Genomic DNA, 12,209 nt, shown 5'->3' with positions numbered 1-12,209 from the left:
AATTACAACACTAAAATTCATCGATGCTGGACGATCGCGCCAAGTTGCTGCTCAAGACTCTTGTTGAGCGTTACATCGCTGAAGGACAGCCGGTGGGATCGCGCACGCTGTCTCGCGCTTCGGGGCTCGAACTGTCTGCGGCGACTATCCGAAACGTGATGTCCGACCTCGAGAATCTGGGCCTGATTGCGAGCCCGCACACGTCTGCCGGGCGCATCCCGACCGCGCGCGGCTATCGCCTTTTCGTCGACACGATGCTGACCGCGCAACGCGACCAGTTCAGCGCTGCCACGTTGGCGCCAGACCAACCGCAGAAGGTGATCGCGAACGCGGCCAACCTGTTGTCGAACCTGTCGCAGTTCGTTGGCGTCGTCATGGCCCCGCGGCGCGCTTCGGTGTTCAAGCAGATCGAATTTTTGCGACTGTCGGACCGCCGGCTGCTGGTCATCATCGTATCGCCCGATGGCGATGTGCAAAACCGGGTGATTTTTCCGGAAGCCGACTACACGCAGTCGCAGTTGGTGGAAGCGTCGAACTACATCAACGCCAACTACGCCGGGTTGACGATCGAACAGGTGCGCGATCGACTGCAATCCGAAGTCGAAAAACTCCGTGGCGAAATCGTGTTGCTGATGCAGGCGGCCGTACAGGCGAGCTCCGAGGTGATGACAGAAGCGCAAGACGAAGTCGTGATCTCGGGCGAGCGCAATCTGCTCGCCGTCTCTGATTTTTCGAGCGACATGGGCCAGCTGCGCCGGGCCTTCGAACTGTTCGAGCAAAAGGCGCAATTGATGCGTTTGCTGGACGTGTCGAGCAAGGCCGACGGCGTCCGGATCTTCATCGGTGGTGAAAGTCAGGTCGTGCCGTTCGACGATTTGTCGATCGTCAGTGCGAACTACGAAGTCGACGGCAAGGTCGTCGGCACGCTGGGTGTCATTGGCCCCACTCGCATGCCCTACGAGCGAATGATTCAGATCGTCGATATCACTTCGAGGCTGGTGACCAACGCGCTGAGCCATCGGAAGTAGGCGCCCCACTAGAATCGGCGGCGCGTGGGCCGTTAGCTCAGTTGGTTAGAGCAGCGGACTCATAATCCGTTGGTCGATGGTTCAAGCCCATCACGGCCTACCACGTTGCATTCGAAAATCGGTTTGACACTCCGGCTTAGGCACTTTTGCCGGTGCTATAATCGGAAGCTGTGCGGCTGTAGCTCAGTTGGATAGAGTACTTGGCTACGAACCAAGGGGTCGTGGGTTCAATTCCTGCCAGCCGCACCACCATCAAGAAAAGCCCGCAACATCTGTTGCGGGCTTTTTTCATTGGAGCATCCTGAATGAGCAAAGCATTCACCAAGGAAAGCGACTCGGACGACGAGGACGACAGCACTGCTGCGCTGTCCGTGCCGCTTACTCCTGGGGGCAAAAACTACATCACGCCTGAGGGCTACGCCCGAATGCGCGCGGAGTTGCTGCAACTGATGGACGACGAACGGCCCAAGGTGGTCGAGGCCGTCCATTGGGCGGCAAAGAATGGCGACCGGTCGGAAAACGGCGACTACATCTACGGCAAGAAACGCCTGCGCGAAATAGATGGGCGCATCCGGTTCTTGACCAGGCGCCTGGAGATCGCCGTGCCGACCGACCCGGCGGTCCATCATGGAAGCGATCAGGTGTTCTTCGGTGCGACGGTTCGCTATGCCGACGAGGCTGGCGACGAGCGCACGGTGACGATATTGGGAATCGACGAGGCGGACAGCACACAAGCACAGGTCAGCTGGATTTCGCCGATTGCGCGTGCACTGCTGAAAGCGCGCGAGGGCGATGTCGTCAAACTCGTGACGCCGGCGGGTGTGAGCGAGGTCGAGGTGTTGTCGGTGACCTATCCCGAAGCTGGCCCCAAGGCAGACAGCAAGGAAGTCAGTGGTAGGCCGCCCTGATCAGCCTCAGGGCGCGGGCACTGTCCGCGAAGCGGAAAGCACCGAAGGCGTCCGCTTCACCGCCCGCAACACCGATTCCAGGTGCGTTGTGTCCCGTACCGCAATGACGAAGCGCATATCGGTCGATTCCTGTGGCGTCTCGTCGGCCATTTCAACGTGCGTGATGTCGGCCTCCGCAGTCGCCAAGGTCGCCGCGACCCGCGCCAGCACACCCTTGTCGTTGCGCACCGTGACCACGACGCCGGTTTCGAATGCACGCACAGGATCGTCCGCCCACTCGACGGCAAAGAACCGTTCGCTGTCCTTGTAGTGCAGGCGCTGCCCGACACCGCAGGCGTCGGTGTGCACTACCAGGCCTTCGCCGTGCCCGAGATAGCCGACGATCCCGTCGCCAGGAATAGGCCTGCAACACAGGGCGAAGCGCACCGAAGAGTTTTCGCTGCCGTCCAGCGTCACCGCGCCTTGCGACACGGTTTCTTGCGCGGTAAAGCGCTCGCGGCTGAGTAGCAGCGCATCGGGCTTTTCGCCCCGCTCGGCGAGCAGCGCCATCAAGCGCTTGGCCACGATGCTGGCGATGCGCTTGCCCAGGCCGATATCGGTAAGCAATTCGGCGCGCGTGCGGCTTCCGGTAAAGCGCAACAGCTTTTCCCAGATGACCTGGTTTTCCGGCTCCGCGGATGGCAGCGTGGCGAGGCCTTCCGCGCGCAGAGCTTGCGCCAGCAGTTTCTCGCCAAGACCTTCGGATTCAGCGTGCGCGAGGGTCTTGAGATAGTGGCGAATCTTCGATCGCGCGCGGCCCGTTCGCACGAAGCCGAGCCAAGCCGGATTTGGGGTCGACACCGGCGCGGTGATGACTTCGACCACGTCGCCATTTTTCAGCTCCGTGCGCAACGGAACCTGGTCGCCGTTGATCCGCGCTGCAGACGTGTGATCGCCGATCCGGCTGTGAATGGCGTAAGCGAAGTCCACCACCGTCGCGCCGCGAGGCAGCGCCATGATCTGGCTCTTGGGCGTGAAAACGTACACGGCATCCGGGAAAAGATCGACCTTGACGTGGTCCCAGAACTCGGCGGCATCGCGCGTCTCGTGCTGGATGTCGAGCAACGATTGCAGCCACTTCGTGCCCAGGCGATCGGCACCGGTGGCATTTGGCTCCGCGGCTTTGTAGAGCCAGTGTGCCGCGACACCTGATTCTGCGACCACGTGCATCGCCTCGGTCCGCAGTTGAAACTCGACGCTGACGCCCGACGGGCCGACCAGCGTCGTGTGCAGCGACTGATAGCCGTTCAGTTTGGCGATCGCGATATGGTCTTTGAATTTGCCGGGCAGCGGCTTGTACATCTGGTGAAGGATGCCAAGGCCGGTGTAGCAGGCGATGACATTCGGCACGATGATCCGGAATCCATAGATGTCGGTCACCTGCGCAAAGCTCAGGTGCTTTTCTTCCATCTTCTGGTAGATCGAGTAAAGCGTTTTCTCGCGACCGGCAATTCGCACCACCATGCCCGCCGCGGTGAATGTGCTCTCCAGCTCCCGTTGCACTTTTTGAATCAGGTCACGCCGACGACCGCGCGCCTTGGAGACGGCTTTGGCGAGGATGGCGTAGCGCCATGGTCGCAGGTGCCGAAACGACAACTCCTGCAATTCGCGGTAGGTCTGGTTCAGCCCGAGCCGGTGTGCGATCGGCGCATAAATCTCGAGCGTCTCGCCCGCGATGCGCGCCCATTTTTCGCGCGGTGCGTCGTCCAGCGTCCGCATGTTGTGCGTGCGGTCGGCCAGTTTCACCAGGATGACGCGCACATCGCGTGCCATCGCCAGCAGCATCTTTCGGAATGACTCGGCCTGATTCTCTTCTCGCGTGTTGAACTGCAGCTTGTCGAGCTTGGTGAGGCCATCGACCAGCTCCGCGACGGGTGCCCCAAAGCGTTCGATCAGTTCAGGCTTGGTGACGCCGCAGTCTTCGATGGCGTCATGCAACAAGGCGGCCATCAACGCTTGCGCGTCGAGCTTCCACTCGGCACATTGCGCCGCGACCGCGATGGGGTGGGTGATGTACGGCTCGCCGCTGTTGCGCAATTGCCCCAGGTGCGCTTCGTCCGCGAAACGGTAGGCGCGACGGACCTGCTCAGTGTCTTCTGCGTTCAGGTAATCGAGGCGGGCGGTGAGCGCGGCAAAGCTCGCTGCGGCCGCGTTCAGCGCTGCCGGACTCGGACGTGGCGAGCCTTTGGGGACACTGGAATGAGGTTTGACGACCGCGCTCATGAACCCCACTTTAGCGTGCACGTTGCAAGGATGCGATCGGACACAAAAAAAGCACCGCGCGCGGTGCTTCTTTGTGCGGAGTTGCGAGTCAACTCAGCCCGGAACCTTCTTGAGCATTTCAATGCCGATTTTGCCTTCTGCAATCTCGCGCAGTGCGGTCACGCAAGGCTTGTTCTTGCTTTCAATCTTGGGTGCATGGCCCTGGCTCAGCATGCGGGCGCGGTAGGTCGCGGCGAGCACGAGTTGAAAGCGGTTCGGGATTTGCAACAGGCAATCTTCGACGGTGATGCGGGCCATGAGGATCTTTCGGTCGGTTAACTAGGGTAGCTAACAGGTAGCTGAATCAGGGAATATTGAGCGCTGCGAAGGTTTCGGCACGGGCTCGGCGCTGTGCGGAATAACGAAGCCGTTGTGCGTGAACAATGGCTTTCAGGTCAAAAAGCGCACGCTCAAATAACTCGTTGATTATAACGAAGTCGAATTCATTGGCACGCGCCATCTCGTCGGCTGCGTTCTGCAGGCGCAGCTCGATAACCGACGCGCTGTCTTCGCCGCGCCGCTCCAGGCGCGACCGCAACTCTTCCCAACTGGGTGGCAAGATAAAGATCATGACCGCGTTCGCAAACGTCTTGCGAATCTGGATCGCGCCCTGAAAGTCGATTTCCAGGATGACGTCCGCGCCTTGGGCGATGCGCTCTTCGATGGCGCGTTTCGAGGTCCCGTAGCGCTGACCATGCACGTGCGCCCACTCGACGAAAGCATCAGATGCGACCATTGCGTCGAATTCGGGATGCGACGCAAAGAAGTACTCGCGCCCGTGCTTTTCCTGGCCTCGCGGAGGCCGTGTCGTATGCGAGACCGATGGCTGCACCGCCGAATCGAGCTCCATCAACGCCTTCACCAGACTCGATTTGCCGGCGCCGCTCGGCGCCGCGACCACGAAAATGTTGCCGGGATAGTCCATACGCTCGCCACTCATTCGATGTTTTGCACCTGCTCGCGCATCTGTTCGATCAACACTTTCATGTCGACGCCGATGCGAGTGAGTTCGAGCGCTGCCGATTTCGCACCCAACGTGTTGGCCTCGCGATGCAGTTCCTGAATCAAAAAGTCGAGCCGTTTGCCGATTTCTCCGCCTTTTTTGACCAGACGCTCGATCTCGTCGAGGTGCGAATTGAGTCGGGTCAGTTCTTCGGCCACGTCGATGCGGATGGCAAAAGCGGTTGCTTCGGTCAGCGCACGGTCTTGCGCAGCCTCCGGCAAGGTGCCGCCGGTAAGGCCCATGGCATCTTGCCAGCGCTCCAGAAATTTGGCGCGCTGCTGTTCGACGAGCTTCGGCACCAGCGGAACAGCTTGCTTTGCCAACACGCGCAATTGGCCGAGATGCTCCTCCAGCATCTTGGCCAGTCGGGTGCCTTCGCGTTGCCGCGCGGACATCAGCGCGTCGAGCGCCTTGCTCGTGACTTCTGACAGGTCGGCAGCCCAGTCGCCGCGTACTGCGGCACCGTCGCCGCCAGCCAGGCGCAGCACGTCGGCCACACTCAGGTCGCGTGCGCCGGGGAGCCAGGCCTTGATGCCGTCCTGCACGCCGTTCAGGCGTTGCAGCAACTTGACCGAAGGCTCGGTCACGCCCGCTTGCGCAGTGCTTTCTATCGATGCTCGCACCTCGACTTTGCCGCGCTTGAGCCGGCCGATGATCAGGTCGCGCAACGCGGGTTCGTGCTGGCGCAGTTCTTCCGGCAGCTTGAAAGTCAGGTCGAGAAAGCGGCTGTTGACCGATCGGATTTCGACTCCGAGTCGGCCGGTCGCAGGGGGCCGCGGATCGGCCTCGGATTGGCTGCCAACCGGGCCGTTTTGGCCGCTGGCATAGCCGGTCATGCTGTAAACTGGCATTGAGCCTCGCTGTGATTTGTTCGCCTGCATCGAGGGCCCGGCACGACGTTCGCTTGCCGCACCATCGCCTTCGGGCGAAACTCCCGGATTATGTCAAAGGTCAAACCTTCGCCCCTGCTGCCCGACACCATCATCGGCGGCTACCGAGTGATCCGCCGTCTTTCAGCGGGCGGCTTCGGCGTGGTCTATCTGGCCGTCGACCACAGCGGCCAGCAAGTCGCCATCAAGGAATACCTGCCGTCGTCTCTCGCGACCCGCGGCATGGGCGAACTGGCGCCGCAGGTGTCGCCCGAGAAGCTGTCGCTGTACCGGCTGGGGCTCAAAAGCTTCTTTGAAGAAGGCCGATCGCTGGCGCAAATTTCCCACGCGTCGGTCGTCAGCGTGCTTAATTTCTTTCGCGAGAACGAGACCGTTTACATGGTCATGAACTACCTGGAGGGCGCGACCCTCCAGGACTTCATCGTGACCGCGCGCGACCTGAAGAAGCAAAAAGTATTCAGGGAGTCGACCATCCGGTCGTTGTTCGATGAGATCCTGCGTGGTCTGCGCATCGTGCATCAGCACAAAATGTTGCATCTCGACATCAAGCCCGCCAACATTTTCGTGACCGATGACGACCGCGCCGTGATGATCGACTTTGGCGCTGCGCGTGAAGTGCTTAGCAAAGAAGGCAATTTCATCCGACCGATGTACACACCCGGCTTCGCCGCTCCCGAGATGTACCGCCGCGACTCTTCGATGGGTCCGTGGACCGACATCTACGCCATCGGCGCCTGCATCTATGCCTGCATGCAGGGCTACCCGCCGAACGACGCGCCGCAGCGCATCGAAAAAGACCGGCTCGGCCTCTCGCTGTCGCGGCTGCGCGGCATCTATTCAGACAACATGATCGAGGTTGTCGAATGGTGCATGTCGCTCGACCCGCTGTCGCGCCCGCAGTCGGTGTTCGCGCTGCAAAAAGAACTAAGCCGTGAAGGCGAGCGTCACTACACCAAGCTCACCGTGGGCGAAAAGGTTCGCCTTTCCATCGACAACATGCGCTCCTTCGACAAGAAGGGGCTGCCGAAGGCGGCCGCGCCAACGACGCGACCCGCATGAAATTCTCAGTATTCCAGGTTAGCCGCAAGGGCGGCCGTCTCAAGAACGAAGACCGCATGGGGTATTGCTACACGCGGGAGTCCGGCCTGTTCGTGCTGGCCGACGGCATGGGCGGCCATCCCGAGGGCGAGGTGGCGGCGCAGCTTGCGCTGCAAACCATCGCGGCGTTGTATCAGCGCGAGGCACGGCCCATCGTCAAGGACGTCAAGGCCTTCCTGACCTCGTCGGTCATGGCCGCGCACCAGCAAATCATGCGGTACGCAGGCACCAAGGCAATGCTCGACACGCCGCGTACGACCGTGGTGGCCGCGGTGCTCCAGGGCACCACGGCCACGTGGATTCATTGCGGCGACTCCCGCCTCTACGTGGTCCGCGACGGCACCTTGCTGATGCGCACCCGCGACCATTCCCATGCCGAGCGCCCACGCGCCAATGCGGGCAACGAGCCGGTCAATCGCAACCTCTTGCTGACCTGTCTCGGTTCGCCCACGGCACCGCTGTTCGACATTTCACCGCCCCTGCAATTGCAGCGCGGCGACCGCATCATGTTGTGCTCCGATGGCGTTTGGGGTGTGCTCGACGACGCGGTTATCGTGCACACGCTGTCGTCCGGCAAGCCGGTGTCCGATGCTGCCCCTGATCTGGCCGAGATGGCGCTGCGCAACGGCGGCAGCCACAGCGACAACGTCACTCTTATCGCCCTCGAATGGGAGCTGCCCGACGCCCCGGGTTACGAGCGCGGCGTGTCGACCGACAGCGTCGGCGACGGCGTATTCGCCTCGACCATCCAGGCGGGCATGCCGTCGGACAGCGAACTCGACGATCTCGATGACGATGCCATCGAGCGCTCCATCGCCGAGATCAACGAAGCCATCCGCCGTTCCGCTTCGCGCAAGACCTGAGTTGGCGCACGCCGGCTTCTCATACTTTTTTCTTCGGGTTTCACATGACTGCTTTCACACGAAGCGGAGGCCGCGCCGCCGACGCCCTGCGCCCCGTGCGCATCACCCGCGGCTTCACGATCCATGCCGAAGGCTCGGTACTGATCGAGTTCGGCCAGACGCGCGTGCTCTGCACCGCATCGGTCGAAGAGCGCGTGCCACCGCACAAGAAGGGCAGCGGCGAAGGCTGGGTCACGGCCGAATACGGCATGCTGCCGCGCGCCACGCACACCCGCAGCAGCCGTGAAGCAGCCAAGGGCAAGCAAACCGGCCGCACGCAGGAAATCCAGCGCCTCATCGGCCGTTCGATGCGCGCGGTATTCGACCTGGCTGCCTTGGGCGAACGAACCATCCATCTCGATTGCGACGTGCTGCAGGCCGATGGCGGCACGCGCACCGCCGCCATCACCGGCGCCTTCGTCGCCGCGCAGGATGCGGTCGACAAGTTGCTGGCGTCCGGCGCGCTGAAGGCATCGCCCATCAAGGGACACGTGGCGGCCATCTCGGTCGGCATCGTCGAAGGCACGCCCCTGCTCGATCTGGAATACATCGAAGACTCGACCTGCGATACCGACATGAACGTCGTGATGACCGGCGCCGGCCATTTCGTCGAAGTGCAGGGTACGGCCGAAGGCGCAGCGTTTTCGCGCGATGAGATGAGCCAACTGCTGGCCTTGGCAGAAAAGGGCATCGGCGAGCTGATCGTCATGCAGCAGCAGGCCCTGTCGTCCAAGTGATTGCTTGACTGATCCCGGCCCATTCGCCGCGGATCCTTTGCATATGAAACTCGTACTGGCTTCAAATAACGCAGGCAAGCTCGCCGAACTTCAAATCCTGCTGGCGCCGCTGAGCGTGACGCTGGTGCGGCAGTCGGAGCTGGGTGTCGAGGAAGCCGAAGAGCCGTTTCGCACCTTCGTCGAGAACGCGCTCGCCAAGGCGCGCCATGCTTCAGCGGCGACCGGGTTGCCGGCGGTCGCCGACGATGCCGGTCTCTGCGTCGAAGCATTCGGCGGCCTGCCAGGTGTCGACACCGCTTTCTACGCGACGCAGTTCGGCTACGCCAAGGGCGACGACAACAACGTGCGTGCGCTGCTCGAGCAGATGGCCGACATCGACGATCGCCGCGCCGCGCTGGTCAGCACGCTGGTCGCGCTGCGCAGTGCCGAAGACCCCGAACCGCTGATCGCCATCGGTCGCGCGCCTGGCGAAATCACCCGCGTGCCCACCGGCGCCAACGGCTTCGGTTTCGACCCGGTGATGTTTTTGCCGCAGCTCGGCAAGACTTTCGCCGAGTTGACGGCCGAGCAGAAAAACGCGCACAGCCATCGCGGCCAAGCAGCGCGGGCGATGCTTCAATTGATGCGCGAGCGCTGGTGACTGCAACGCCGCCGCTACCGCCGACGACACCGGACGACCCCGTGATCATCCCCATCGAAGCAGCCGCAGCGTCTGCCAATGCGCCGCACGCCAACGATGTGCTGCACCTGATGCGCCCTGGCCCGCTGCAACTCGCCGCGCTGCCGCCCCTGTCGCTCTACGTGCATCTGCCATGGTGCCTGCGCAAATGCCCCTATTGCGACTTCAACTCGCACGAGTGGCGCGCCGGCAAAAGCAGCGCCGACAGCAGCGCCGACAGCACTGCCGACATCCCCGAGCAGCGCTACCTGGATGCGTTGGTCGCAGACCTGGATGCCGCGCTGCCGCTGATCTGGGGCCGCACCGTTCACACGATATTCATCGGCGGCGGCACTCCCAGTCTTTTCTCGCCCGACGCAATCGACCGTCTGCTCGGCGACCTGCGCGCGCGCCTGAAGCTCGCGCCCGACTGCGAGATCTCGATGGAAGCCAACCCCGGCACCTTCGAGCGCAACCGCTTTCGCGCCTACCGCGCCGCAGGCGTCACACGCCTGTCGATCGGTGTGCAGAGCTTCAACGACACGCACCTTAAAGCGCTCGGCCGGGTACATGACGGAGCGCAGGCAATTGCAGCGGTCGAGGAGGCTGCCAGCGCCTTCGATACTTTCAACCTCGACCTGATGTACGCGCTCCCGGGTCAGACGCTGGAGCAGCTCGATGCCGATCTGCAGCAGGCGCTGGCCCTTGCGCCGCCGCATCTGTCGGTCTATCACCTGACGATCGAGCCCAACACTTACTTCGCGAAGTTTCCGCCGGTGATCCCGGAAGACGACGATGCCTACGCGATGCTGGACCGCATCACCGAGCGCACCGGCCAACTCGGCCTGGCGCGCTACGAAGTCTCCGCCTACGCACGCGAAGGTCACCGCTGCGCCCACAACCTCAATTACTGGCAGTTCGGTGACTACCTCGGCATAGGAGCCGGGGCGCACAGCAAGCTGAGCTTTGCACACCGCGTCGTGCGTCAAGTGCGCCTGCGCGAGCCCCGCCGCTACATGGACGGTGCGCTGGCCGGCGCCGCAGTAGCGCAGAGCGAAGACGTCGCCATTGCCGACCTGCCATTCGAATTCATGCTGAACGCACTGCGCCTGAAAGAAGGCTTCGCGCTGGCGCAGTTTGGCGAGCGCACCGGCCTCGCCACCACAACGATCCAGCGTGGAATGGAGGAGGCAGAGCGCAAGGGTTTGATCAAGCGCGATCTGCGCCATGTATGGCCGACCGAACGTGGGCTCGACTTTCTGAGCGATTTGCAGACAATGTTTCTCCCACCAGCCTGAGGATTGCCATGCTGAACTTCGAGTTTCTGGAGGGAAAACGGCGACCTCGTGGCCGACCCAGCGCCGTGCAGGCAGCAGAACTGCGCGAATCTTTCCTCGCGGCAGCACTGCAATCGTTTCTGGAAAAGGGGTATGCGGCGACTAGCATCGAGGCCATCTCCCGCGATGCCGGCGTCGCCAAGATCACGATTTACCGCCAGTTCGAGAACAAGGAGGCGCTGTTCCACGAGGTCGTGCACAGGGCGGTCGGCAGTGCGCGCAACACCATGCACGCCACCGTCGTGCGGGAGGGCGCCGATGAGCGCGAGCTGTTGCTCGACCTGGTCGAGCGCATGTACCTCGGCGCGACAGAGCCGGAAACTCTGGCGCTACTCCGGCTGGTCATCGCGGAAGCCGTCCGCTTTCCTGAACTGGCCAAGTCGCTCTACGCGGAGAACAGCTACGTGCTCGGCCCTGTGGTCGACTACCTTACCGAGGCCCATCGCTCCGGTCGCCTCAACGTGCCGTCGCCCGAGCTCGCGGCAGTGCAACTGTCGACACTGGCCTTTGGCGGCGTGCGCTTTTTCATCTCGAAACCGTTGGCCGGTTCCGCCGAACGGCGGCTCTGGGCCGAGGGCATCGTCGATCTGGTGCTGCAAGGCTGGTCGCCTCGATCTGCACTCGATCTGGCGCCGAATCCAATGCCCGACGGCATGTCCGCAATCAACGCTTAAAATCGGCCACCTACCCGGTGCAACGCCGGACGTCTGCGGAGAGTTGGGTGAGTGGTTTAAACCAGCAGTCTTGAAAACTGCCGACGTGAAAGCGTCCGTGAGTTCGAATCTCACACTCTCCGCCAGTCAGCCCATAAACACGGGCTTCCAAAGGAAGCCAGGTTCCTAAGGCCCGCGTCGTCGCTTGCGCTATCGCTGTCTGGCGCCAAACAGTCCACCCGTCACTGGCGGTGTCGCTTCAGCAACGCCCCTTCTTGGCCTGGCCCGGCGGACAGTGGTAGCCGCCACCGTGTTGCTCGTCGTCCCCCGACCGACGTTCATCGCCCTCCTCACGCCCGCGCCTGTCGTCAGGCCGACGGCGCCACTGGTCTTCTGACCAGCGCCAGCCTCCGTCTCTTGCCACCCAGCGACCCGGTGCATACACGTAGTCAGGTCGTGCACTTTGCCATTGGCCTGCGCGCCAGACATATTCACGCTCGTTCCATGCCCATCTGCCAGGCATCCAAATCCGGCCCGGCGCCGCGCGTGGAACCGGCTCATACCGGGGCGGCGGTGGAGCGATCTGTACGATGCCCGGGACATTGATCTGGACCGAGACCTGTGACAGTGCTGCTGAAGACACAGTGCTGAATGCCAGACAGAACAAGACCGCTTTGAGGCGCATGGTGATTCC

The 12,209-nt window shown here is 62.4% G+C and carries 13 protein-coding genes and 3 tRNA genes; 11 read left to right on the top strand and 5 right to left on the bottom strand.

Annotation, left to right across the window (positions count from 1 at the left end; genetic code table 11):
• Positions 1-23 precede the first annotated feature (23 nt).
• The 4 genes from hrcA (at position 24) to greB (ending at position 1,936) form a co-directional block, all read left to right on the top strand.
• Positions 24-1,028 carry a heat-inducible transcriptional repressor HrcA gene (gene hrcA, locus H7F36_RS01215; RefSeq protein ID WP_187052970.1) on the top strand — a complete coding sequence of 335 codons (1,005 nt, stop codon included), beginning with the start codon at positions 24-26 and terminating at the stop codon, positions 1,026-1,028.
• Positions 1,029-1,054: 26 nt separating this feature from the next.
• Positions 1,055-1,131: transfer RNA gene (locus H7F36_RS01210), tRNA-Ile, on the top strand.
• Positions 1,132-1,200: 69 nt separating this feature from the next.
• A tRNA-Arg gene (locus H7F36_RS01205) sits at positions 1,201-1,277 on the top strand.
• Between the two features lie 56 nt (positions 1,278-1,333).
• On the top strand, positions 1,334-1,936 hold the full coding sequence (gene greB / locus H7F36_RS01200; protein ID WP_187052969.1) for a transcription elongation factor GreB: 603 nt from the start codon (positions 1,334-1,336) through the stop codon (positions 1,934-1,936).
• A gap of 6 nt (positions 1,937-1,942) precedes the next feature.
• Here greB and H7F36_RS01195 read toward each other — a convergent pair whose 3' ends face one another.
• The 4 genes from H7F36_RS01195 to H7F36_RS01180 form a co-directional block, all read right to left on the bottom strand.
• The gene (locus H7F36_RS01195; RefSeq protein ID WP_187052968.1) at positions 1,943-4,198 is read right to left on the bottom strand and encodes a RelA/SpoT family protein; all 2,256 of its coding nucleotides are present in this window, start codon (positions 4,196-4,198) and stop codon (positions 1,943-1,945) included.
• A 93-nt stretch (positions 4,199-4,291) separates the two neighbouring features.
• On the bottom strand, positions 4,292-4,495 hold the full coding sequence (rpoZ, locus tag H7F36_RS01190; protein ID WP_187052967.1) for a DNA-directed RNA polymerase subunit omega: 204 nt from the start codon (positions 4,493-4,495) through the stop codon (positions 4,292-4,294).
• 46 nt (positions 4,496-4,541) lie between these two features.
• Complete coding sequence (gmk, locus tag H7F36_RS01185) at positions 4,542-5,162, bottom strand: guanylate kinase (RefSeq protein ID WP_187054742.1); 621 nt, start codon at positions 5,160-5,162, stop codon at positions 4,542-4,544.
• Positions 5,163-5,173: 11 nt separating this feature from the next.
• The gene (locus H7F36_RS01180) at positions 5,174-6,091 is read right to left on the bottom strand and encodes a YicC/YloC family endoribonuclease (RefSeq protein WP_187052966.1); all 918 of its coding nucleotides are present in this window, start codon (positions 6,089-6,091) and stop codon (positions 5,174-5,176) included.
• A gap of 90 nt (positions 6,092-6,181) precedes the next feature.
• Between H7F36_RS01180 and H7F36_RS01175 the strand changes: the two genes are divergently transcribed.
• The 7 genes from H7F36_RS01175 to H7F36_RS01145 all read left to right on the top strand — a co-directional run bounded on the left by H7F36_RS01175 (position 6,182) and on the right by H7F36_RS01145 (position 11,661).
• On the top strand, positions 6,182-7,189 hold the full coding sequence (locus H7F36_RS01175) for a serine/threonine protein kinase (RefSeq protein ID WP_187052965.1): 1,008 nt from the start codon (positions 6,182-6,184) through the stop codon (positions 7,187-7,189).
• A complete protein-coding gene (locus H7F36_RS01170) occupies positions 7,186-8,091 on the top strand; it encodes a PP2C family protein-serine/threonine phosphatase (RefSeq protein WP_187052964.1) in 906 nt (301 codons plus the stop codon). Before H7F36_RS01175 ends, H7F36_RS01170 begins: the two co-directional genes overlap by 4 nt.
• 44 nt (positions 8,092-8,135) lie before the next feature.
• Positions 8,136-8,867 (top strand): ribonuclease PH, encoded by a 732-nt coding sequence (gene rph / locus H7F36_RS01165; RefSeq protein WP_187052963.1) that lies wholly within the window; start codon positions 8,136-8,138, stop codon positions 8,865-8,867.
• A 43-nt stretch (positions 8,868-8,910) separates the two neighbouring features.
• Entirely contained in the window at positions 8,911-9,507 is a 597-nt protein-coding gene (rdgB, locus tag H7F36_RS01160; protein ID WP_187052962.1) for an RdgB/HAM1 family non-canonical purine NTP pyrophosphatase, read from the top strand.
• Between the two features lie 110 nt (positions 9,508-9,617).
• Positions 9,618-10,823: a radical SAM family heme chaperone HemW gene (hemW, locus tag H7F36_RS01155; RefSeq protein ID WP_222620455.1), complete on the top strand. Its 1,206-nt coding sequence runs from the start codon at positions 9,618-9,620 to the stop codon at positions 10,821-10,823.
• An 8-nt stretch (positions 10,824-10,831) separates the two neighbouring features.
• On the top strand, positions 10,832-11,536 hold the full coding sequence (locus tag H7F36_RS01150; protein ID WP_187052960.1) for a TetR/AcrR family transcriptional regulator: 705 nt from the start codon (positions 10,832-10,834) through the stop codon (positions 11,534-11,536).
• Between the two features lie 37 nt (positions 11,537-11,573).
• Positions 11,574-11,661 (top strand) — tRNA-Ser (locus H7F36_RS01145).
• 113 nt (positions 11,662-11,774) lie between these two features.
• Here the strand turns inward: H7F36_RS01145 and H7F36_RS22095 are convergent.
• Positions 11,775-12,038 carry a hypothetical protein gene (locus H7F36_RS22095; protein WP_261802458.1) on the bottom strand — a complete coding sequence of 88 codons (264 nt, stop codon included), beginning with the start codon at positions 12,036-12,038 and terminating at the stop codon, positions 11,775-11,777.
• Positions 12,039-12,209: the final 171 nt, after the last annotated feature.

The organism is Variovorax sp. PAMC28562 (assembly GCF_014303735.1).
GTDB lineage: Bacteria > Pseudomonadota > Gammaproteobacteria > Burkholderiales > Burkholderiaceae_C > Variovorax.
This window is presented reverse-complemented; position numbering and strand designations above follow the sequence as displayed.